The organism is Pseudoalteromonas sp. CR1 (assembly GCF_019392235.1).
GTDB lineage: Bacteria > Pseudomonadota > Gammaproteobacteria > Enterobacterales > Alteromonadaceae > Pseudoalteromonas.
This window is the reverse complement of record NZ_JAHXRM010000023.1, coordinates 13,783-38,087: the sequence shown is the minus strand read 5'-3', so window position 1 is coordinate 38,087 and position 24,305 is coordinate 13,783. Positions and strand designations below refer to the sequence as shown.

Genomic DNA, 24,305 nt, shown 5'->3' with positions numbered 1-24,305 from the left:
GATATATCACCCTAATTAGGCGGTTATATCTTGTAAAGTAGGCCATTAATAAGCATTTAAAGATACTAATTTAGAGTAATTGAGAGCCTAAAATAGCACTTAGCTTATCTAAAAAATACTCATACATTGATATAGGAAGGCTTAATTTAGGCAGTAAAAAAGGGCGTTTTTACGCCCTTAATTTTTAATTATTTAGTTGTTAGGTCTTTTATTTACCAATACAGAACGAGCTAAATATTTTTCCTAGTAGGTCGTCTGAAGTAAACTCACCCGTTATTTCGTTTAAAAATTGCTGCGTTAAGCGTAGCTCTTCGGCCAAAATTTCACCCGCAATATGCATTTCAAGCTGCGTTTTACCCGTATCTAAATGATAAGCTGCGCGCTCTAGAGCATCTAAATGGCGGCGACGAGCCATAAAGCCACCTTCTGTTGCGCCGTCAAAACCAATACAGGCTTTTAAATGCTCTCGTACAAGCTCAATACCATCTGCATTTTTAGCACTTAAGCTTATGACTGGGTATTGTTGGTGTTCATCTAGGCCTACAATATCACCCGACAAATCGGCTTTATTTCTGATCACTGTAACCCCCATGCCTTTTGGTAATTTTGCCATAAATTCTGGCCAAATTTTATGTGGGTCGGTATCGACGGTATCGGTGCCATCAAGCATAAATAAAACGCGGTCGGCTTGGTTTATTTCTTCCCATGCGCGCTCAATACCTATTTGTTCTACGCGGTCAGGGCTTTCACGAAGACCTGCGGTATCGATAATATGCAGTGGCATGCCATCAATGTGAATGTGTTCGCGTAGCACGTCGCGGGTGGTACCTGCTATTTCGGTTACGATTGCTGCTTCTCGACCTGCTAGGGCATTAAGCAAGCTTGATTTACCTGCATTAGGACGACCTGCAATAACTACACGCATACCTTCGCGCATTATACTGCCTTGTTTGGCTTTGTTAGTTACGGTGTTTAGCTGATTTATAATTGCGTCTAAATCACCGCTTACTTTACCGTCAGACAAAAAGTCTATTTCTTCATCTGGAAAGTCGATTGCAGCTTCTACGTACATACGAAGGTGGATTACTTTTTCAACCAGGGTTTCTATATGTTTGGAAAACTCACCTTGAAGCGATTGTAAGGCGCTTTTAGCGGCTTGTTCACTGGTGGCATTAATAAGGTCACTAATTGCTTCTGCTTGGGTTAAATCAAGCTTGTCGTTCATAAATGCGCGCTCAGAGAATTCTCCTGGCTTTGCTAAACGTACACCCTCTATTTTACTAATTTCTTTAAGTAGCATATCAAGCACAACTGGGCCGCCATGGCCTTGCAACTCAAGTACATCTTCGCCAGTAAATGAGTTCGGTCCGGCAAAATAAATAGCAATACCTTGGTCAAGCTGATCACCGTTTAAGTTTTTAAATGGTACGTAATCGGCGTATCTCACCTTTGGTATTTTACCAATAACTTGCTCGGCAACGCTTTTAGCAAGGCTGCCAGAAACCCGAATAATACCAACACCACCACGGCCGGGGGCGGTTGCTTGTGCTGCAATTGTGTCTTGATTGATCATGCTATTAAATTTACCAACAATGTGTACGTTATGGCGCTATTGTAACCTATGAAATTACCACTCGCGAATGCTCTGATAAAAAATGGGCAATAAAAAAGGCGACCTAAGTCGCCTTTTTGATAAGTAGGGCTAAGTTAGCCTCTTACTTTTATTCCTTTCTTTTCCATACCGCGATAAATATAAAGCATTTGCGCGATTGAAATAAGGTTAGATACTAACCAATAAAGTACTAAGCCTGATGGGAACCATAAGAAGAATACAGAGAAGATAACCGGCATAAAGGTCATCATTTTTTGCTGCATTGGATCGGTAACCGTCATTGGTTGAAGCTTCTGAGTTATAAACATACTTGCACCAAATAAAATTGGTAATACGTAGTATGGGTCTTGTGCTGATAAATCAGTTAACCAAAGCATAAACTCAGCATGGCGAAGTTCTGTTGACTCTAAAAATACATAAAACAACGCTAAGAATATTGGCATTTGTAACAAAATAGGGAAACAGCCACCCATTGGGTTTACTTTCTCTTTTTTGTACATTTCCATAGTAGCTTGACCGAATTTTTGACGGTCATCACCATATTTTTCTTTTAATGCAGCCATTTTTGGTTGAAGGGCACGCATTTTAGCCATTGACGTGTATTGTGCTTTAGTTAGCGGGTACATCAATGATTTAACAATAATAGTGATAGCAATAATTGCTAAACCCCAGTTACCAAGGATACTGTAAAGCCATTTTAGTAATACAAATAGTGGCTGTGAAATAAACCATAACCAGCCGTAGTCTACAGTTAGGTCTAAGTCAGGGTGAAGCGCTTCTAATACATCAGACTCTTTAGGGCCCATGTAGTAGATAGAAGTAATAGTTTGCTCAGTACCGGCTTGTACATTAACTGGTTGTGCTTTTGTACCAATGATTGCGGCATTGCTGCTCGTAATTAAGCTATACAGGGTGTTGGTTTGGTCTTGTTTTGGTACCCACGCACTTACAAAGTAATGTTGAATAAATGCAATGTAACCACCTTGTGTGCTTTCATTGAGGTTTTTGTCAGCCATGTCAGAAAAACTGTACTTTTCGTACGGTTCTTCGTCAGTACCGTAAGCTGCACCTAAATAGTTTTGATCAACTAAGCTGCCTTTTTCTTGTACTGTGCGCTTAACTTGCGTGTAAAGCTGTACTTGAATAGGCGCACTGGTTGTATTGTTTACTGTGTATTCTAAGCCAACGTCATATTGCCCTTTTTTAAATACATACGTTTTAGTAAAGCTAACACCGTTGCTGTCAGTAAACTGCAGCGGTACACGTAACTCATCACCGGTTAAGGTATAAGATGTTTGTTCGCTGTGGTAAGTAGGGCGACCGTTTGCAGATGCGTCAGGACCATTTAAACCAATTAAACCACTTTGTGAAAAGTATTGATTACCATCAAACTCACCCAGCAGCATGAAAGGTGTTTCTTCGCCTTTCACTTCTTCATACTGAAGTAAGTCTGATTCAACAATATCACCACCTTTGGTGTCGATTTTAACTTTAAACACGTCTGTTTTAATTTCTATAACAGAACGTTTAGCTAATGTTGTTGAAGCCGGTAAGCCAGATTCTGATGATGAGGGTATAAAATCATCTGATTCAGTTGAATTTGCTTGTTGTGTTTGTGTTGTGGCACTTGGATCGACTTTTGGCTGGTTATAATCATTATTCCATTCTTGGAACAATAAAAACGACACTAGCATTAGGCCAATGAATAAAAACGTGCGTTGCGATTCCATAACAGCTCTTATTTCTCGTGTTGGTGGTTAATATGGGTTATTTTTTCAGGTACTGGGTCATCACCACCTGAATGTAAAGGATGGCATTTTAATATGCGTTTTAATGCTAACCAACTTCCTTTTATCAATCCATGCAATTTTATTGCTTGAATTGCGTAATGTGAGCAGCTTGGATTAAAACGACAATGCGGACCTAATAGCGGGCTAATCCACTTTTGATAACCGCGGATCAATAACACTAAACATAATGTCGGTAAAGCAACAAGTGGTTTAAGTAACCTCATGATGTTTATGCCCCTAGTTAAATTTAGTGAGATAGATATCATGTATTTAAAGGCTCTATTGGAAATTTTAAATGCATGATTAAAAGGTGAGCTAAAGATACATTAATTAACCCTGTAATTCTATTGCTATTGGGTTTGTTTATTAGATTTAGCTGATTTGTTTGGGCGTTTCTTAAAGGGTGGAGGCTTAGGCGCACCTGGTTTACAGCGTTCATTAATTTTTCGCCATAACTTAGTCAGTTGCTTGGTTAATTCTTCATTAGACTGTTCGTCAATACCATTTTTAACCATAAGCACAATATCAATGTTATCAATGTTGTGTTGATTTAAACGAAAACTTTCGCGAGCAAGACGTTTAATACGGTTTCGTTGGCATGCCTTTTTTACACGTTTTTTAGCAACAGTAAGTCCTAACCTAGGTTTCCCTTGGTCATTGGGTTTAGCTAATAGAGTGAAGTAAGGAGTTGCAGCCCGGGCGGGTTCGTTAAATATACGAGAGTAATGCGAGGGAGTTAACAGACGTAACTCCCTGCCAAAGCTAAAGTCTTCCACTTATAAATTAAGCAGAAAGAACTTTGCGGCCTTTAGCGCGGCGACGTGCTAATACTTTACGGCCATTTACAGTTGCCATGCGAGCACGGAAGCCGTGTGCACGTTTGCGTTTTAAAACGCTAGGTTGAAAAGTTCTTTTCATAACAATCTCATCCGATCGGTTAAAGTTAAAACATCCTATGCAGGTCGCGATCCTGGCACAGGTGCCATTGCGAGCGCGAGATATTATAGATGAAACGACTTAAAGTCAATCATAATTACGCGTTAAGCACTGTGTTTATTAAGCAAGCAGCTGGGGATCATAAAGCGTGATCTAGTAGGATCATCATAAATAAGAAGTTTTCCACAGCCCCTGTATAAAAAGTGAATAAAAGCCGGGGAAAAGTAAATTGGATCGTAGAATTGGTTCGCGATCTTGGTGTTATTTTGTTATGATCTACTATCAAGTTAATAATTAAAAATGTAATTAAATCAGTTTGTTAGTGTTTTTTTATAACGTTATACATCATTTTATAAAAATCAGCCTTTTACTTGTGGATAAACTGCCTTCATAATACTTGGTCTTGGGCCGCTTATTTGGCTATTTAAACGCAATAAATGCATGGTATTTAACCATTTTTGATGTGCGGGAATAAAAATTATATCTCTGGGAGTTTAACTGTGTATCTGTCGGTTTGGCAAAGTTGTTTATATGTATTGCAAGATGAATTGCCTTCGCAGCAGTTCAGTATGTGGGTAAGACCACTTCAAGCAGAAAGTACCGAAGATACTCTGACTATTTATGCACCTAATCGCTTTGTGCTTGATTGGGTAAGAGAAAAATACCTTAATCGAATTAACGAATTACTTGTAGAGATTTGTGGTGATGAAGCACCTGAACTGCGTTTTGATGTAGGTAGTAAGCCGCTGTTAAATACACAGATTGCACCTGTTATAGAAACGCAATCTGCACCTAATACGCAAGCATCAGCAAAGCAACAACCGCGAGAGCAAAAGCCGGTTGTTGAGCCAGCACCTAAATCGGGTTATAAATCTAATATTAAAGAAAACTATACCTTTGATAGTTTTGTTGAGGGTAAATCTAACCAGCTAGCAAAAGCGGCTGCAACTCAAGTGGCCGATAATCCTGGCTCTGCATTTAACCCTGTATTTATATACGGTGGAACAGGTTTAGGTAAAACGCACTTACTCCATGCTGTAGGCAATGGCATTATGGCTAATAAGCCTGATGCAAAAATTGTTTATATGCATTCTGAACGTTTTGTGCAAGACATGGTTAAAGCGCTACAAAATAACGCAATAGAAGAATTTAAACGTTATTACCGTAGTGTTGATGCATTAATGATTGATGACATTCAATTCTTTGCAAACAAAGAGCGTTCTCAAGAAGAATTTTTTCATACCTTTAATGCCTTACTTGAAGGCAACCAACAAATTATTTTAACTTCCGATCGTTACCCTAAGGAAATTGAAGGGGTTGAAGACAGACTTAAGTCTCGTTTTGGTTGGGGATTAACAATTGCTATAGAGCCACCAGAACTTGAAACTCGCGTTGCTATTTTGATGAAAAAAGCCCAGCAAAGTAAAATTAATTTACCGCACGAAGTGGCTTTCTTCATTGCAAAAAAATTACGTTCAAACGTGCGAGAGCTTGAAGGGGCACTTAATCGTGTAATTGCAAATGCAAACTTTACAGGGCGTCCTATCTCTATCGACTTTGTAAAAGAAGCACTGCGTGATTTACTGGCACTGCAAGATAAGCTTGTCACAATTGATAATATACAGCGTACAGTGGCTGAGTATTATCGAATTCGTGTGTCAGATTTACTTTCTAAACGCCGAAGCCGCTCTATAGCAAGACCTCGTCAGGTTGCTATGGCGTTGTCTAAGGAACTTACTAATCACAGCTTACCTGAGATTGGGGATGCTTTTGGCGGGCGAGACCATACAACTGTTTTACATGCGTGCCGTAAAATAAAATCACTACGTGATGAAAGCCACGAAATCAAAGAAGATTATCAAAATTTAATAAGAACATTGTCATCTTAGGGCTGACTTTATTATGCAAATAACAATATCAAGACAACAATTTTTAAAGCCATTGGTACAAGTATCGGGCGCAATTGAGCGAAAGCATACGTTACCAATTTTATCTAACGTTTTGTTAGTAGTAGAAAACGGACAGCTTTCGATGACAGGGACCGACCTTGAAATTGAATTAGTGTCTGGTGTTTTTGTAGGTGATGATATTGCCGACACAAAATTGACTTTACCCGCTAAAAAATTACTCGATATTTGTAAAAGCTTACCTGAAGGTTCAGACATTACTTTAAGCTTACAAGATCACCAGCTGTTATTAACCAGTGGTAAAAGTCGTTTTTCATTAACGACATTATCCGCTGCTGATTTTCCCAATTTAGAAGAATGGGACGGTGAAGTTGAATTTCAACTAACACGTTTAGAGCTTCGTAAATTACTTGAAAGCACACACTTTTCAATGGCAAACCAAGATGTACGTTATTACTTAAATGGTATGTCGTTTGAAGTTGATAACAGTGATATTAAAACGGTGGCTACCGATGGGCACCGTTTGGCTATTGCACAGAAAAAACTTACTCAATCATTAAATACCCAGCGCCAATTAATTATACCGCGCAAAGGTGTACAAGAAATTATGCGCCTTATGGTTGCCGACGATGAGCTAGTAACTATCCAATTTGGTGCTAACCACATTCGTATTATTGATATTGAGTTTACATTTACAAGTAAACTTGTTGATGGGCGTTTTCCTGATTACCGACGTGTACTTCCACGTGGCGGTGATAAAACAATTATTGCGAACCGTGAATGGTTGCGAAATGCGTTTCAGCGTGTATCTATCTTGTCGAACGAAAAGTTTCGTGGTGTACGCTTAAATTTATCAAATGGTTTATTAAAAATTACTGCTAACAATCCAGAGCAAGAGCAAGCTGAAGAGGTTGTTGAAGTAAATTACCAAGGTGATGAATTAGAAATTGGTTTTAATGTTTCGTATGTTTTAGATGTATTAAACACATTAAAAACCGAAGATGTACAGTTTACGTTAGCAGATTCAAACAGCAGTGCTTTAATAGAAGGCGCTGGTGATGATGAAGCTATGTATGTTGTTATGCCTATGCGTTTATAAGATCATAAACATATAATGAGCTTAAGTCATTTGAGCCTCAAATATTTTCGTAATATTGAGGCGCTGACGCTAGAACCTGTTAATGGCGTTAATATTATATATGGTGAAAATGGCAGCGGGAAAACCAGTCTTTTAGAAGCTATTTATTACCTTTCTCACGGCAAGTCTTTTCGAACACCAAAACATAAAAGCATAATTGCACACCAACAGGACCAGTTTGTAATTCATGGCCGAAAAACGGTTCATGATTTATCAATTCCTATTGGTATTAGTAAAACGCGGTTAGGTGAAACAAATTTAAAGATTCAAGGCAAAGCGAGCCGGAAAATATCTGAACTTGCACAACTTATGCCTGTTCAAATAATTACGCCTGAAAGCTACTCTTTGTTTTTTGGTGGTCCAAAAGAGCGCAGAAAGTTTTTAGATTTAGGATTGTTCCACGTGGAACATGAGTTCTTTTACCTGTGGCAATCCTTTAATAAAGTATTAAAACAACGCAATGCATTGTTAAAGTCTAAGCCTAAGAATTATTTTGACCAAATTAAGTTTTGGGACAAAGAATTTGTTAGACTGGCTGAAGAAATAAATAAATTGAGAATGGCGTATATAAGTAGGTTTAAGCAGCAGTTTTTTGGTAAAATGTGTGCAGAATTAACGCTTATACGCGATTTAGAAATTACCTTTAATGCAGGCTGGAAAGAGAATGAATCTCTTAACGATGCATTAGAACAAAACTTTGAGCGAGATTCTCGCCAAGGATTTACAAGTAAAGGCCCTCATAAGGCTGACTTTAGTTTTAGTGTCGCTGGCAACAGTGTAGAGAATACGTTCTCACGCGGGCAGTTAAAGTTATTATTGTATGCGTTAAAAGTAACGCAAAATAGCTTAATTGAGTCAGAGACCGATAAGCAATCTATATTGCTAATAGATGATTTACCCTCAGAGTTAGGCGAAGATACAAAAGAGAAAGTTGGACAATTATTGTCTTACTGTCGTTCTCAAATATTTATCTCTTCAATTTTATCTGAGAGTATTTCTGCTGTGGTGGAACCCATGCAACGAGAACTACAAATGTTCCACGTGAAACATGGCAACCTAATAACAAGATAAGTGGGATTAACCATGTCTGAGAATTATGACTCGTCGAGTATTAAAGTACTTAAAGGATTAGACGCAGTAAGAAAGCGTCCTGGAATGTATATAGGGGACACCGATGATGGCACAGGCTTACACCACATGGTGTTTGAGGTCGTTGATAACTCAATAGACGAAGCCTTAGCCGGTCATTGTGATGATATTTTTGTAACGATTCACTTAGATGGCTCTGTTTCGGTTAGAGATAACGGCCGTGGTATCCCAGTGTCTATCCATGAAGAAGAAGGCGTTTCGGCTGCCGAAGTAATCATGACGGTACTTCACGCTGGTGGTAAGTTTGATGATAACTCTTATAAAGTATCAGGTGGCTTGCATGGTGTAGGTGTTTCGGTTGTAAACGCACTTTCAGAAAAATTAAAACTAACCGTGCGTCGCGAAGGCAAACTTCATGAGCAGTTTTACACTATGGGTGTGCCAGATGCACCACTCGCTGTCATTGGTGACTCTGAAACTACGGGGACAGAACTACGCTTTTGGCCTAGTGCAGAAACATTCACTAATTTAGATTTTCATTACGATATTTTAGCAAAACGCCTACGTGAACTGTCGTTCCTGAATTCCGGTGTTAGCATCATTTTAAATGATGAGCGTGAAGAAAATAAAAGCGATCACTTTAAATACGAAGGTGGTATTCAGGCATTTGTTGAATACATTAACCGCAATAAAACACCTATTCATAAAGGTGTATTCCACTTTACACATGAGCGTGTTGAAGACGGAATTAGCGTTGAAGTATCAATGCAATGGAATGACGCATACCAAGAAAACATTTACTGTTTCACAAATAACATTCCACAACGTGATGGTGGTACTCACTTAGCTGGCTTTAGATCTGCGCTAACACGTACACTTAATAACTTTATGGAAAAAGAAGGCTTTAACAAGAAAGCAAAAACAACGAGTAACGCAACCGGTGACGATGCGCGTGAAGGTTTGACTGCAGTTATCAGTGTTAAAGTTCCAGATCCTAAGTTTTCATCGCAAACAAAAGACAAGCTAGTATCTAGCGAAGTTAAGTCTGCGGTAGAACAAGCAATGGCTGAAAAATTCACTGAGTTTTTATTAGAAAACCCAGTAGATGCTAAGATTGTTGTTGGGAAAATTATTGATGCATCACGTGCGCGTGAAGCTGCACGTAAAGCACGTGAAATGACACGTCGTAAAGGCGCTATGGACCTTGCCGGTTTACCGGGTAAATTAGCAGATTGTCAGGAAAAAGATCCTGCGCAATCAGAACTTTACATAGTGGAAGGGGACTCTGCTGGCGGTTCAGCCAAGCAGGGTCGTAACCGTAAGAATCAAGCGATTCTTCCGCTTAAAGGTAAAATTCTAAACGTTGAAAAAGCACGTTTTGATAAAATGCTGTCTTCACAAGAAGTGGCAACGCTAATCACTGCGTTAGGCTGTGGTATTGGCCGTGATGAATATAACCCTGAAAAACTACGTTACCACCGTATCATTATAATGACCGATGCGGACGTGGATGGTTCTCACATTCGTACCTTGTTGCTTACGTTCTTTTATCGTCAAATGCCAGAAATTGTAGAGCGCGGTTATATTTATATTGCTCAACCACCACTTTATAAAGTGAAAAAAGGTAAGCAAGAACGCTACATAAAAGACGATCCTGCACTTGTTGACTACTTAACATCGCTTGCACTAAATAACGCAGCGCTATACACAAGTGCCGATGCATCAGCACTTGAAGGTGAAGCGTTAGAGGAAATAGTTCACGATTATCAAAACACAGTTAAAGTAATCGAGCGTTTAAAACGTAAATACCCTAATACGGTAATGGAACGTTTGATCTACCAAAGCGAATTAACAAAAGAAGACCTTGAAGACGAAGCTAAAGTAATTGCGTGGACAAAAGAGCTTGTTGATGACCTAGTAGACCGTGACGAAGATGCAACTATTTTCAACGCTGCAACTGAGTATGATGCAGAGCGTAACTTGTACTACCCAGTTGTGAATATTCGTCAACACGGTGTAGATAAGTCTCATGTACTAAGCTACGACTTCATTACATCGCGTGATTACCAACGTATTGCTGTGACTGGTGTTAACATTGCAAACATCATTACAGAAGGTGCCTATATTCAACGTGGTGAGAAAACAAAACCTGTTGATAACTTTGTGGATGCTTTGGAATGGTTGATCACTGAATCTAAGCGTGGGATCTATATTCAACGCTACAAAGGATTGGGTGAGATGAATCCTGATCAACTGTGGGAAACAACCATGGATCCAGGTGCACGCCGTATGTTACAAGTAACCATTGAAGATGCTGTAGGCGCGGATCAGTTATTTGCTACGCTTATGGGTGATCAGGTAGAGCCACGTCGTGACTTTATTGAAACTAACGCGCTTCGCGTAGTTAACTTAGACGTGTAAAAACATATTTAGATAATAAAAAGGAGCCTAATGGCTCCTTTTTTATTTTCTACAAATAAACAAACTGCTTAAAACCTGAGTGTACACACGGTATACTAAGGGTAATTTTCACGCTACTTCTTAGATAGTAAAAAGCCAAATATGCAAAAATACGACGTAAAAACCTTCCAAGGTTTGATCCTGGCTTTACAGGATTATTGGGCGCAGCAAGGCTGTGTCATTATTCAACCACTTGATATGGAAGTGGGCGCAGGGACATTCCACCCGCAAACATTTTTAAAGTCTATTGGCCCAGAGCCAATGTCGAGCGCATACGTTCAACCGTGTCGTCGTCCTACGGATGGTCGCTATGGTGAAAATCCAAATCGCTTACAACATTACTACCAATTTCAGGTAGTGCTAAAGCCATCACCAGATAACATTCAAGAGCTTTACTTAGGCTCACTAGAAGCAATGGGTATTGATACCCTTACTCACGAAGTACGCTTTGTAGAAGATAACTGGGAATCACCTACATTAGGTGCGTGGGGCCTAGGTTGGGAAATTTGGTTAAATGGTATGGAGGTAACGCAGTTTACCTACTTCCAACAAGTAGGGGGTTTAGAGTGCTCACCAGTAACTGGCGAGATTACTTATGGCCTTGAACGTTTAGCAATGTATATTCAAGGCGTAGATAGTATTTACGACCTAGTATGGGCAGACGGTCCATTAGGACGCGTAACCTACGGCGATGTATTTCATCAAAATGAAGTAGAGCAGTCTACTTACAACTTTGAACATGCAAACGTAGAAGATTTGTTTGCACAGTTTGATAAGTGTGAAGCCGAGAGCCAAAAGTTAATTGAAGCGAACTTACCCCTTCCTGCTTACGAGCAAGTAATGAAAGCATCGCATGCATTTAACCTATTAGACGCGCGTCATGCTATATCGGTAACAGAACGTCAGCGTTATATTTTACGTGTCCGCGCGTTATCAAAAGCATGTGCACAAAGTTATTACGATGCACGTGAAGCGCTTGGTTTCCCGCTGTGTAAGGATAAGTAAGCATGTCAGCACAAAATTTATTAGTAGAAATTGGCACTGAAGAATTGCCACCAAAGTCGTTGCGTAAACTTGCCGAAGCATTTGCTGCAAACTTAACACAAGAGTTAGAAACACTAGAGTTAGCGCACCAAGGCGTAAGCTGGTATGCTTCACCTCGTCGTTTGGGCTTGCAAGTAAAAGCGCTTGAAGCTAAACAACAAGACAAAGAAGTTGAAAAACGCGGCCCTGCAACAAAAGCAGCGTTCGACAGCGAAGGTAACCCAACTAAAGCCGCGATGGGTTGGGCACGTGGTTGTGGTATTGACGTAAGTGAAGCACAAACACTTGAAACCGATAAAGGCGCATGGTTACTGCATATTGCTAAAGTAGCAGGGCAAGAAACAAAAACGCTAATGACAGATGCTATCGCTAAAGCGTTAAGTAAATTACCAATTCCAAAGCCTATGCGCTGGGGGGCAAATAAAACACAATTTATTCGCCCAGTTCATACCGTCACTATTTTATTTGGTAGCGAGTTACTCGAAGGTGAAATACTGGGTAAGCAAGTAAGTAACCAACTGCAAGGTCACCGTTTTCATCACCCAGAAAAAATTAGCATCAGCCATGCTGATGAGATTTTTGATGTACTTAAATCTGCTTACGTTATTGCTGACTACGAACAACGTAAAGCGCAAATTCGTGCACAAATAGAAGACGCTGCAAACGCAGTGAATGCGGTTGTTGCAATGGATGAAGACTTACTTGAAGAAGTAACATCACTTGTAGAGTGGCCAGTAACGTTAACGGCAACATTTGAAGAAGCATTTTTAGATGTACCTGCCGAAGCGCTAATTTACACCATGAAAGACGATCAAAAATACTTCCCGTTATTAGATCAAAACGGCAAACTTTTAAATAAGTTTTTGTTTGTATCTAACATCGAAAGTAAAGATCCAAGCGTGGTAATTTCAGGTAACGAAAAAGTAGTGCGTCCACGTTTAGCCGATGCGCAGTTCTTTTTTGAAACCGACAAAAAGAAAACATTAGAAAGCCGTTTAGAGTCGCTAGATACCGTTTTATTCCAAAAGCAGTTAGGTACGCTTAAAGATAAGTCTGTACGTATTAGCGAACTTGCCGGATACATTGCAGAGCAATTAGGCGCAGATAAAGACCTTGCAAAACGTGCAGGCCTATTAAGTAAAACAGACTTAATGACCGAAATGGTAATGGAATTTACCGACGTACAAGGTGTAATGGGAATGCATTACGCTCGTTTTGACGGTGAAGCAGAAGATGTAGCCATAGCGCAAAATGAGCAATACATGCCACGCTTTGCAGGTGATAACTTACCTACAAACCTAATTAGTTGTGCAGTAGCCATTGCTGATAAGTTTGATACGCTGGTGGGTATTTTTGGTATAGGCCAAGCACCAAAAGGTGATAAAGACCCATTTGCACTTCGTCGTGCTGCTATTGGTGCATTGCGTATCATGGTCGAAAAAGGGTTACCGCTTGATATTTTAGACCTAGTAGCAAAAGCACAAACATTGTTTGGCGATAAGCTAACTAATCTAAATGTATCAACAGATGTGTTTGAGTTTATGCTAGGGCGCTTCCGCGCATGGTATCAAGATGAAGGCATTGAAGTTGATGTAATTCAAGCTGTGCTTGCGCGTCGTCCAACTAAACCTGTTGATTTTGACCGCCGTGTTAAAGCGGTAAGCCACTTTCGCACTTTAGACGCCGCAGAAGCGCTTGCAGCAGCTAATAAGCGTGTAGGTAATATTCTGGCTAAAAACGATATCACAAGCCAAGGTAACGTTGATGAGAGCTTATTAAGCGACGATGCAGAAAAAGCACTTGCTTCACAAGTGGCAAAATTTGCGACTGAGCTGGCACCACTTTATGCTGATGGAAACTACCAAGAGGCGCTTAGCCAATTGGCAGGCATTCGTGAAAGTGTTGATAACTTTTTTGACAACGTAATGGTTATGGCTGACGATGAAGATGTTAAGCAAAATCGCCTTGCGCTATTAAGTCAGTTAAGTGGTTTATTTTTGGATATTGCAGATATATCTGTTTTACAAAAATAACAGCCAATAGCAATTTAAAAAGCCAGCATAACGCTGGCTTTTTAGTTTTAATACCTATTAGCAAAATAGGCATTTTTTTAATATGTATAATGAATAGGATTAAAATTGATGATTTCAATAAAAAAAATAATACCACTCGCTATTGTTGGGTTACTCAGCGCATGTTCAAGCCAAATATCAATTAACGATGTATTGCCACAAAAAGAACTCGACCGCACCATGTACCTGCGAGGCGATTTTACTTTATGGGATGCAGAGCCTCAATATCAGTTTAATTTAGTGGGCCCAGCACTTTATCAAGCACAGGTAAAATTTAGCACACCAGGTAAAGTGTACGAATTTAAAATAGCCGATGCCGATTTTAGTGAAGGCTTTAACTGTGGTTATAGCGACTCATATCCACAAGGTCAAAGTTTAACGCTAGGCCAAGCAGCAAGCGCAGACTGTAATACTATTTATAATTACTTTAGTTATACACCTGCGATAAAAGGCGCGTATATAGTCAGCATTGATTTCAGTGACTACGACGAACCAAAAGTGACTATAACGAAGAAATAGCAGAATGTTTATAGTTGCAGTTTTTAGCGTAAAGAGAAGTAAAAAACCGTACTTGATTTAACGAGCACGGTTTCTATTTTGAAACTGAGAACTGAGAACTGAGAACTGAGAACTGAGAACTGAGAGCTTTACAACCCTTTTTTCACCACATACCTATACGGTGCTTCATTCGCGTCTTTAGCGACCAGCGTGTGATCCATAAATACACAAAAGCTTGGAATATCACGGGTGGTTGATGGGTCATCGGCGGTTATTAACAGTGTTTCACCCTCGTTCATTTTTCGAATAGCAGCACGTACCATCATTACAGGTTCTGGACAGCGAAGACCTATTGCATCTAATTGGTGATCGGGATTATCAAAATTCATAGTACGTATGCCTGTTAATAGTGATTCAAATATGTGATTTTAATGAGTAGTCAGACTTTTTTGTTGCGCCAAAGTTTAGCGTAATTTTAAGTATACTTTAACTAAATTACTTAGATCTGGATCAGTTTTCATTTAAGTTTATACACATAAACATTAAATTATAAACCCGATCACAACAACATCACTAATCTAAATCGCTTTAGTAAAGTACCTTAAATTTGGCAAATAAAAAAGGCGAACTAACTTTCGTCAGTGCGCCTTTTTACTCACCAAGATGGTTTACATGTTAAGAGTATTAGTCTTGAACACGCTCAAATACAGTTGCGATGCCTTGGCCTAAACCAATACACATAGTCGCTAAACCATATTTAGCATTTTTATCTTCCATTAAGTGAATTAGCGAGGTGCTGATACGCGAACCAGAACAACCTAGAGGGTGGCCCAGAGCGATAGCGCCGCCATTCAAGTTAACTTTTTCGTCAACCACATCAGCTAAACCTAAGTCTTTAAGTACTGGCAGTGATTGCGCTGCGAAGGCTTCGTTAAGCTCAGCTACATCAATGTCATCAATTGTGATACCCGCTTGTGCAAGTGCTTTTTTACTTGCTGGTACTGGGCCGTAACCCATGATTGATGGATCGCAACCGGCAACTGCCATTGCTTTAATGCGCGCACGAATTGGTAAGCCTAACTCTTTAGCTTTTTCTTCGCTCATTACTAACATCGCTGATGCGCCATCAGAAAGTGCAGAAGATGTACCCGCTGTAACAGAACCCGATGCTGGGTTAAATACTGGGCGAAGCTGAGATAAACCTTCAACCGTTGTTTCAGGACGAATTACTTCATCGTCTTCAACTAAAATTAAAGAGCCATCTGCTGCATGACCTTCCATTGCTAAAATTTCGCGGCGGAAACGTCCTTCAACTGTTGCAGCATGTGCACGTTGATGCGAACGGTATGCAAATTCATCTTGCTGCTGACGGCTAATGCCGTGAATAGTTGCAAGGTATTCTGCTGTTAAACCCATAGAGCCTGAAGCTTGCGCAATTGACGTTGCTAGGCCTGGGTGAAAGTCGTTACCGTGAGTCATAGGAACGTGACCCATGTGCTCAACACCACCAATTAGGTAAGTATCGCCAGCGCCAGTCATAATAGCGCGCGCAGCGTCGTGCAATGCTTGCATTGACGAGCCACATAAACGGTTAACGGTCGTTGCTGGTACTGAGTGTGGAATACCCGCAAGTAGCGATGCGTTACGTGCAACGTTAAAGCCTTGCTCTAATGTTTGCTGTACACAACCCCAATAAATGTCGTCGATTGATGCAGGATCAACCGCTGGGTTGCGTTCTAGTAAGCCCTTCATTAAATGAGCGCTTAAATCTTCCGCACGCTTGTTTTTAAATACGCCGCCTTTTGAGCGACCCATTGGTGTGCGGATACAATCTACAATTACTGGATTATTCATGATATTAACCTTCCACCTTATAGAAAACACGGCCTTCTTCAGCCCATTTGCGAGTTTGCTCTGATACTTGGTAAATCGCACCTAGGTGAGCGTATTTGTCTGCTGCTGCAACAAAGTTAGCTAAACCAGTTTGATCTAAGTAACGGAACGCACCGCCTCTAAATGGAGGGAAACCAACACCGTACACAAGGGCCATATCAGCTTCTTGTGGAGAAGCAACAATGCCTTCTTGTAAACAAAGAAGAACTTCGTTGATCATTGGAATCATACAACGGTCAATGATTTCTTGTTTATCAAATTCTTTCGGTGCATCAGTAATTGGCGCTAGTAGCTCAACTGCTGTTGCATCGCTTGATTTTTTAAGACGACCACGACGGTCTGTTTCGTACTTGTAGAAGCCTGCTTTGTTCTTTTGACCAAAACGTTTTTCATTTGCGAAAACAGTCACTGGGTCTTTTTCTGCACGCGCCATGCGCTCAGGGAAACCGTCAGCCATTACGCCAGTACAATGATAAGCCGTATCAATACCTACAACATCTAGTAGGTAAGCCGGACCCATAGGCCAACCAAATACGTTTTCCATTACTTTATCTACTTTTGCAAAGTTAGCGCCTTCAACAACTAGCTTGCTAAAGCCTGCAAAGTAAGGGAATAAAACACGGTTTACAAAAAAGCCTGGGCAATCGTTAACAACGATAGGAGACTTGCCAAGTTTAAGGGCATAATCAACAACTGCGTTAATGGTTTTGTCTGACGTTTTTGCACCACGAATAATTTCTACTAATGGCATTTTTGGCACTGGGTTAAAGAAGTGCATACCACAGAAGTTTTCTGGCTTATCAAGTGCTTCAGCAAGTAAATCAATGCAGATAGTTGACGTGTTTGATGTAAGTACAGTACCTTCTGGCATGTTCTTTTCAAGGTCTGCTAATACTGCTTGCTTAACTTTAGGGTTTTCTACAACGGCTTCAACAATAATGTTGGCGTCTTGTAGGTCTGAATCGTTAAGTGTAGGTTTAATTTTACTGAGTGTTGCCAACATTTTTTCCATTGGCATGTGGCCACGCTTAACTTTTGCACCTAATAATTTAGACGCTTCACCCATACCTAAATCAAGCGCATCCTGTTGGATGTCTTTCATTATGATAGGTGTGCCTTTATAAGCTGACTGATATGCAATACCGCCGCCCATAATACCCGCGCCCAATACTGCAGCTTGTTTAATTTCTACATCGCTGTGCTTAGCAAGTTTACGTGCTTTACCTTTGATGAATTGGTCATTTAAGAAAATGCCCGTTTGTGCTGCAGCTTCGTTAGTACGCGCAAGTTTTGCAAAGTTAGCATTTTCGATTGCCATTGCTTCATCGCGAGTACAGTTTGCCGCTGCTTTAATAGTACGTACTGCCATAACCGGAGCAGGATAGTGGCCTTTGGTTTTACCCATTACCATACCTTCTGCCATAGCAAAGCTCATGCCTTGTTCAACACGGTTTAATTTAAGTGGCTGTAGTTTTGCGTTGCGTTTTGCTTGCCAATCTAACTTGCCTGCAATCGCTAATTCAAGTGTTGCTACACTTGACTCTAAAAGTTTGTCAGCACTAACTACCGCGTCAAACGCACCTACTTTAAGGGCATCAGCTGCGCGGTTTTCAGCGCCTGAAGTGATCCACATCATTGCGTTATCTGCACCAATGATACGTGGTAAGCGCACTGTGCCACCAAAACCAGGCATTATGCCAAGTTTAACTTCTGGTAGGCCCATTTTAGCGCTTTCGCTTGCAACACGATAATCGGTAGCAAGTGCCCACTCACATCCGCCGCCAAGTGCTAAACCGTTTACAACGCTTAGAGTTGGGAATGGAAGATCTTCAATTGCATCAAAAACGTCAGTTGCGTTTTTGATCCACACTACTAAGTCTTCTTCAGGTTTAGTAAATGTAGGTAAAAATTCGAAGATGTCGGCGCCGATAATAAAGTGGTCTTTATCACTGGTAAAAACCATGCCTTTGATATCAGAATTAGCAGCTAATTCTTTTAATGCTGCAGCACAATCTGAAAGAGTTTTTTGAGATAATGTGTTTACAGAACCTGCAACACAAAACTTAAACTCGGCGATGTTTTCCTTTAGGAAGCTAACTTCAAAGGAATCGCTTTTATATAACATTTTATTCTCCCTAGTTGACGAACTAAGACTGGTACGATGAGTTTGCATTTCAATCAGTGTGCTTGCTTTGAATAGAAAATGCAACGAAAAATTTAACTCGGTTACAAACGACTGGTTAAAATATAGCTGGTTTGGTGCTAAGGTGGTGAAAAAGCTTTTATTCACTACTTTAATTTTTTATTAAAGGACATTATGAAAAAACAATTATTTAGTTTTGCGGCAGCTGCTTTTATTTTTCCTCTTTATTCTGCCGAGGCTAGCATCGATAACGACGCATTTTTAGATGCTGAAAAAAAAGTACGCAACGCAAGTTACCGTGAGTTCAAAAATGTAGTTAATAACCTAAATCACCCACTAAAACCGTATGTAGAAAAAACATACTGGCAACGAAACCCGAGCATAAAATATCAGGCAGAGATAGAAAGCTATCTAAATATATATCAGCATACGCCACTTGAATGGCCTGTTCGTAAAGTGTGGCTGGAGTATCTTGAAAAAAATAATAGAAAAGCGGCGTATATTCGTAATTACCGCGACACGAGTAATGTTGAGTACACTTGCACTTATTTAGGGTATCAGCTGGACTTAGGTGCCCCAGAAAAGGCCATTTTAAATCAGGTGACCGATTTATGGACGGTGGGTAAGTCACAACCTAAAGAGTGTGACTCGTTATTTTCGTATTGGCGTAAAAAAGGCTATATGAATGCCGATACTGTATGGCAGCGAATAACGCTTGCCGCGCAAGGCGGTACACAAAGTTTACTTCCTTATTTAAAAACACTTTTACCAAAAAATGAGCGTTACCTTGCTGACTTATATTTAAAAGTACGACGCGACCCGAGTGCCGCGGCGGGGTTATACCGCTATAAAAATAAATCGCGCAAAGAGGGGGAAATTGCACTTTATGGTGTTAAGCGTCTAATTTGGCGAGATAAAGAACTTGCACTTCGCGCATGGGAAAAAATAGAGCGTATGTTTAACTACAGCGATGAAGAAAAGGCAGATTTATACTACACCTTTGCTTTATCACTCGCTTCTAGCGGGCATAAACAAGCCAGTTTTTGGTTAAACAAAGTGCCAAAAGAGCGCCAAGACAACAAATTAATGCAATGGCAGCTTGGTAATATGCTAAAAACTCAGGATTGGGCAGGCATTGCTGCGTTTTTTACTGGTAAAGAAAACCTTAGCTTGGGTCAACAGTATTGGCTTGCATATAGTTACGCAGAACGCGGCGATGAGCAAAAAGCTAAAGAAATGTGGCAAAGTATTGCAACTAACCGAGATTACTACGGCTTTTTAGCTGCTGCTCGTTTAGGGTTATCGGTTGATTTAAATAATCAACCTAAAGTGGTCAGTGAGCAACTAATCAATAAAGTAAGTAATGCTCCCGGTTTTAAACGTTCAAAAGCATTATACGAACTAGAGCGTGTTACTTCCGCGAGACGTGAGTGGAATTACTTAACAAATACTTCAAATGAAGAAGAAAAACTTGCAGCCTCCGTTTTATCTACCGATTTGGGGTGGCACGACAGCACTATATTCACACTGGCTAAAATAAAAGCGTGGGATAACGTTGAGCAGCGTTTTCCGTTTGCTTTTCAAGACATATTTGAACGCTACAGTAAGCGCAATAAAATAGATGTGGCGTGGAGTATAGCTATAGCAAGGCGAGAAAGCTCATTTGCACCTGACGCGCGATCAAGTGCTAATGCTCGAGGTTTAATGCAATTGCTGCCAAGTACTGCTAAATATGTAAATAAAGGTAGCGTGTCTAATAGTCGGTTATATCAACCTAAAACAAATATTAGGCTAGGAACTAGTTATCTACGTTATTTGAAAAAGAAAAATCACGGTAACGAAATATTAGCTACGGCATCTTATAATGCAGGCTACCATCGTATAAAACGCTGGGTGCCTGATGATGCAATGCCTGCAGAGTTATGGATAGAGCTTATTCCATACCGTGAAACACGCGATTACGTAAAAAATGTATTTGCTTATAGGCAGGTATACCATACTCGCATGGGCCGAGAGGGTAATATATTGGCTCCTATACTGGAAATGAAAATAGGCGGGTAGTAAACATAAGTTTAAATTAGGGGGATAGTGCTTACAGTGAGCCATCCCCCTTTTTTGAGCGTAATAGCTATAAGTGGTAGACTCAGCACACGTTAAATTTAACAGATGGATTAACAATGGATAAATTAGCCGTTTTATACGCAGAACATATTGCAACACTGCAGCAGCGTACTCGTACAATTTGCGAAAGCGAAGGGTTAGAAGGATTAGTTATTCACTCTGGCCAAGCAAAGCGCCAATTTTTAGACGACATGTATTACCCGTTTAAAGTTAATCCTCACTTTAAAGCCTGGTTACCTGTTATTGATAACCCGCATTGCTGGATTGTTGTTAATGGTAGCGATAAACCTAAGCTTATTTTTTATCGTCCTGTTGACTTTTGGCATAAAGTACCCGACGAGCCACGTGATTTTTGGGCTGAGTATTTTGATATAGAGTTATTGTTACAGCCCGATCAGGTTGAAAAGCTGCTCCCTTATGATAAAGCAAAATACGCGTATATGGGTGAATACATAGAAGTAGCTCAAGCACTTGGTTTTAGCATCATGAACCCAGAGCCCGTGCTTAACTATTTACACTTTAACCGTGCTTACAAAACACAATATGAACTCGAATGTTTACGTAATGCTAACCGCATAGCCGTTGACGGCCACAAAGCTGCGCGCGACACTTTTTTTAACGGTGGCAGTGAGTTTGATATTCAGCACGCTTACCTAATGGCAACACGCCAAAGCGAAAATGAAATGCCATACGGTAATATAGTGGCGCTTAACGAAAACTGCGCTATTTTGCATTACACCCATTTTGAGCCAAATGCACCGCAAACACATAACTCATTTTTAATTGATGCTGGCGCAAACTTTAACGGTTATGCTGCAGATATCACGCGCACTTATGACTTTAAAAAGCAGGGTGAATTTGCTGAGTTAGTTACAGCAATGACTGCAATACAGATTGAGTTAGGTAAAGGTTTAAAACCGGGCATGTTATACGGTGATTTACACGTTGAGTGCCATAACCGTATAGCGCAAATTCTTAGCGACTTTAATATAGTTAACTTACCGGCTGCAGATATAGTTGAGCGTAAAATCACGTCTACTTTCTTCCCACATGGTTTAGGGCATCACCTTGGTTTACAAGTGCATGATGTAGGCGGTTTTATGAGTGACGACAAAGGTACTCATCAAGCATCACCAGACGGGCACCCATTTTTACGTTGTACCCGTATGATAGAGAAAAACCAGGTATTTACTATCGAACCAGGTTTATATTTTATTGATTCGTTGTTAGGTGATTTAGCACAAACGGATAACAAGCAATACATTAATTGGAATAAGGTTGAAGAATTTAAACCTTATGGTGGTATTCGTATTGAAGATAACATTATTGTGCACGAAGATAGTTTAGAAAATATGACGCGTGACTTACACTTAGATTAAGTGAGCAGTTTGCGATAGAAGGGGCCTGATGGCCCCATTTTTTTGGTTAAGTAAAATATGTCAGAATATAAATACCCAGCCGAGGGTGTGTTTCATCAAGAAGAAATAAAAAAAAGCACCTTTATTGTGCATATTGCACACACCCCAGATTTAGTCGCAGCTAAAGCGTTTATTAAAAGTATTGAAGATAAGTACAGCGATGCTCGGCATAATTGTTGGGCCCATGTGGCAGGTAACCCCGGTGGAAGCCATGTGTATGGTTTTTCAGACGATGGTGAGCCAAATGGTACGGCCGGTAAACCAATGTTAAATGTGCTTGTGGGATCAGGGCTAGGTGAAGTTACAGCCGTGGTAACTCGTTATTTTGGAGGGATTAAACTTGGAACTGGCGGTTTAGTGCGAGCATATGGCGGATCGTTAAATAATGCATTAGCAAAATTAAACACCGTACTTAAAGTGCCAAGCGTTGAGCTACTGGGCAGCAGCGAATACAGTATGCAGGGCGCAATTGAGCAGCTACTTAAAACACACTACCAAGTGCTTAACATTGAAAAGCAATTTACTGCTAATATTAACTGGGTGATCACCATTGATAGCCGCCAAGCACAGCAAGCAATTAAAGATATTTTTGATTTAAGTCACGGCGCAGTTGAGTTAACTATTAAAGAGTAATAACCTACACAAGTTGCATATAATGCATATTCATTCTATTTAACCAGGTTAATGCAGTTGAGCCTGAATTTACTAATAATAAAAGCGATTAGCTAAATGCAATTTCGTACCATCATAAAAATTCTTGGCCAACTTGTTGCGCTGTTTAGTATTACCATGGTGCCACCTGCTGTGGTGTCTTTAATTTATAAAGATGGTGGCGGTGTCCCTTTTGTTTTGGCGTTTATTTTCAGTATTATTATTGGTTTAATAGCGTATTACCCAAACCGACATGAAAACGGGGATTTGAAAGCACGCGAAGGCTTTTTAATTGTGGTTTTGTTTTGGTTGGTACTGGGGGCATTCGCATCCTTGCCTCTTATCTTTTTACAAGAACCTAATTTATCCCTTGCTGATGCTGTGTTTGAAGCCTTTTCGGGTTTAACAACCACGGGGGCTACAGTTTTGACTGGGATTGAGTATTTACCTAAGTCGGTACTGTTTTACCGCCAGCAATTACAGTGGTTTGGCGGTATGGGGATCATCGTATTAGCTGTTGCAATACTGCCCATGCTAGGTGTTGGTGGAATGCAGTTGTACCGTGCTGAAATCCCCGGCCCAGTAAAAGATTCAAAAATGACCCCTCGCATAGCCGATACCGCAAAGCACCTTTGGTATATTTATGTGTCGTTAACCATTACCTGTATGTTGGCGTATTGGGCGGCAGGTATGGACTGGTTTGATGCAATTTGTCATGCGTTTTCTACCGTCGCGATTGGCGGGTTTTCGACTTATGATGCTTCTATGGGTCACTTTGATAGCCCGGTTATTAACTTTATTTGTGTCTTCTTTTTAATCATCGCAGCTATTAACTTCTCTTTACACTACGCTGCTGTGGCAAGCCGGAACGTGCAGGTCTACATTCGTGACCCTGAGTTTAAAGTGTTTTTATGTATTCAATTAGCGCTGGTGGTTATTTGTTTTGCGGTTTTGTCCTCAAATGAGATTTACGCTAATGGTGATGAAACGCTCGACCAAGCATTATTTCAAGCGGTATCAATGAGTACAACGGCCGGTTTTGCTACTGATAACTTTTCGACGTGGCCACTGTTTTTACCTATTTTATTAATATTTTCGAGCTTTATAGGCGGCTGTGCGGGCTCTACCGGGGGCGGTATGAAAGTGGTGCGCGTGTTTTTACTCTACCTGCAAGGCGTGCGTGAACTCAACCGTTTGGTACATCCTCGTGCTATTTATTCAATTAAGCTTGGCCGTAAAGCATTGCCTGATAAGGTTGTAGAAGCAGTGTGGGGGTTTTTCTCTGCTTATGCTCTGGTGTTTATTATTATTATGCTGGCGCTGATGGGAACGGGAATGGATAATATTACAGCGTTTTCGGCTACGGCGGCGTGTTTAAATAACTTAGGTCCAGGCTTAGGTGATGTTGCCTCGCATTATGGTGCAATTACCGATGGCGCTAAATGGTTGCTGACGATTGCAATGGTATTTGGCCGACTAGAAATTTTTACTTTGCTTGTGTTATTTACGCCTACGTTTTGGCGCGGATAAAAC

19 protein-coding genes are annotated in these 24,305 nt (G+C 40.4%); 11 read left to right on the top strand and 8 right to left on the bottom strand.

Annotated features, from left to right (window positions below; translation table 11 throughout):
* Positions 1-208 precede the first annotated feature (208 nt).
* The 5 genes from mnmE to rpmH form a co-directional block, all read right to left on the bottom strand.
* Positions 209-1,573: a tRNA uridine-5-carboxymethylaminomethyl(34) synthesis GTPase MnmE gene (mnmE, locus tag KZZ04_RS16880; RefSeq protein WP_058405169.1), complete on the bottom strand. Its 1,365-nt coding sequence runs from the start codon at positions 1,571-1,573 to the stop codon at positions 209-211.
* Between the two features lie 134 nt (positions 1,574-1,707).
* Positions 1,708-3,342: a membrane protein insertase YidC gene (yidC, locus tag KZZ04_RS16875; protein ID WP_058405170.1), complete on the bottom strand. Its 1,635-nt coding sequence runs from the start codon at positions 3,340-3,342 to the stop codon at positions 1,708-1,710.
* Between the two features lie 8 nt (positions 3,343-3,350).
* Positions 3,351-3,626, bottom strand: coding sequence for a membrane protein insertion efficiency factor YidD (yidD, locus tag KZZ04_RS16870; protein ID WP_006793977.1), 276 nt, complete (start codon positions 3,624-3,626; stop codon positions 3,351-3,353).
* Positions 3,627-3,752: 126 nt separating this feature from the next.
* Complete coding sequence (rnpA, locus tag KZZ04_RS16865; RefSeq protein WP_058405171.1) at positions 3,753-4,178, bottom strand: ribonuclease P protein component; 426 nt, start codon at positions 4,176-4,178, stop codon at positions 3,753-3,755.
* A gap of 7 nt (positions 4,179-4,185) precedes the next feature.
* A complete protein-coding gene (gene rpmH, locus KZZ04_RS16860; RefSeq protein WP_004335215.1) occupies positions 4,186-4,320 on the bottom strand; it encodes a 50S ribosomal protein L34 in 135 nt (44 codons plus the stop codon).
* 518 nt (positions 4,321-4,838) lie between these two features.
* On the opposite strand from rpmH, the gene dnaA reads away from it, so the two are divergent.
* The 7 genes from dnaA to KZZ04_RS16825 all read left to right on the top strand — a co-directional run bounded on the left by dnaA (position 4,839) and on the right by KZZ04_RS16825 (position 14,567).
* The gene (gene dnaA, locus KZZ04_RS16855) at positions 4,839-6,227 is read left to right on the top strand and encodes a chromosomal replication initiator protein DnaA (RefSeq protein WP_219423382.1); all 1,389 of its coding nucleotides are present in this window, start codon (positions 4,839-4,841) and stop codon (positions 6,225-6,227) included.
* Positions 6,228-6,240: 13 nt separating this feature from the next.
* A complete protein-coding gene (gene dnaN / locus KZZ04_RS16850; protein ID WP_006793980.1) occupies positions 6,241-7,344 on the top strand; it encodes a DNA polymerase III subunit beta in 1,104 nt (367 codons plus the stop codon).
* A 15-nt stretch (positions 7,345-7,359) separates the two neighbouring features.
* The gene (recF, locus tag KZZ04_RS16845; protein ID WP_219423380.1) at positions 7,360-8,454 is read left to right on the top strand and encodes a DNA replication/repair protein RecF; all 1,095 of its coding nucleotides are present in this window, start codon (positions 7,360-7,362) and stop codon (positions 8,452-8,454) included.
* Positions 8,455-8,466: 12 nt separating this feature from the next.
* A complete protein-coding gene (gene gyrB, locus KZZ04_RS16840; RefSeq protein WP_219423378.1) occupies positions 8,467-10,893 on the top strand; it encodes a DNA topoisomerase (ATP-hydrolyzing) subunit B in 2,427 nt (808 codons plus the stop codon).
* A gap of 141 nt (positions 10,894-11,034) precedes the next feature.
* On the top strand, positions 11,035-11,937 hold the full coding sequence (glyQ, locus tag KZZ04_RS16835; RefSeq protein WP_008130780.1) for a glycine--tRNA ligase subunit alpha: 903 nt from the start codon (positions 11,035-11,037) through the stop codon (positions 11,935-11,937).
* Between the two features lie 2 nt (positions 11,938-11,939).
* Positions 11,940-14,009 (top strand): glycine--tRNA ligase subunit beta, encoded by a 2,070-nt coding sequence (gene glyS, locus KZZ04_RS16830; protein WP_219423376.1) that lies wholly within the window; start codon positions 11,940-11,942, stop codon positions 14,007-14,009.
* Between the two features lie 108 nt (positions 14,010-14,117).
* Complete coding sequence (locus KZZ04_RS16825; RefSeq protein ID WP_219423375.1) at positions 14,118-14,567, top strand: hypothetical protein; 450 nt, start codon at positions 14,118-14,120, stop codon at positions 14,565-14,567.
* Positions 14,568-14,695: 128 nt separating this feature from the next.
* Here the strand turns inward: KZZ04_RS16825 and tusA are convergent, their stop codons facing one another.
* The 3 genes from tusA to fadB form a co-directional block, all read right to left on the bottom strand.
* On the bottom strand, positions 14,696-14,935 hold the full coding sequence (gene tusA / locus KZZ04_RS16820; RefSeq protein WP_058405177.1) for a sulfurtransferase TusA: 240 nt from the start codon (positions 14,933-14,935) through the stop codon (positions 14,696-14,698).
* A 295-nt stretch (positions 14,936-15,230) separates the two neighbouring features.
* The gene (gene fadA, locus KZZ04_RS16815; protein WP_008130791.1) at positions 15,231-16,400 is read right to left on the bottom strand and encodes an acetyl-CoA C-acyltransferase FadA; all 1,170 of its coding nucleotides are present in this window, start codon (positions 16,398-16,400) and stop codon (positions 15,231-15,233) included.
* 4 nt (positions 16,401-16,404) lie between these two features.
* Positions 16,405-18,564: a fatty acid oxidation complex subunit alpha FadB gene (fadB, locus tag KZZ04_RS16810; protein ID WP_219423373.1), complete on the bottom strand. Its 2,160-nt coding sequence runs from the start codon at positions 18,562-18,564 to the stop codon at positions 16,405-16,407.
* Between the two features lie 192 nt (positions 18,565-18,756).
* Between fadB and KZZ04_RS16805 the strand changes: the two genes are divergently transcribed.
* The 4 genes from KZZ04_RS16805 (at position 18,757) to KZZ04_RS16790 (ending at position 24,302) form a co-directional block, all read left to right on the top strand.
* Positions 18,757-20,643 (top strand): transglycosylase SLT domain-containing protein, encoded by a 1,887-nt coding sequence (locus tag KZZ04_RS16805; RefSeq protein WP_219423371.1) that lies wholly within the window; start codon positions 18,757-18,759, stop codon positions 20,641-20,643.
* A gap of 116 nt (positions 20,644-20,759) precedes the next feature.
* Positions 20,760-22,082, top strand: coding sequence for a Xaa-Pro dipeptidase (gene pepQ, locus KZZ04_RS16800; RefSeq protein ID WP_219423369.1), 1,323 nt, complete (start codon positions 20,760-20,762; stop codon positions 22,080-22,082).
* Positions 22,083-22,139: 57 nt separating this feature from the next.
* On the top strand, positions 22,140-22,754 hold the full coding sequence (locus KZZ04_RS16795) for a YigZ family protein (RefSeq protein ID WP_219423367.1): 615 nt from the start codon (positions 22,140-22,142) through the stop codon (positions 22,752-22,754).
* Between the two features lie 96 nt (positions 22,755-22,850).
* Positions 22,851-24,302 carry a TrkH family potassium uptake protein gene (locus KZZ04_RS16790; RefSeq protein WP_058405181.1) on the top strand — a complete coding sequence of 484 codons (1,452 nt, stop codon included), beginning with the start codon at positions 22,851-22,853 and terminating at the stop codon, positions 24,300-24,302.
* Positions 24,303-24,305: the final 3 nt, after the last annotated feature.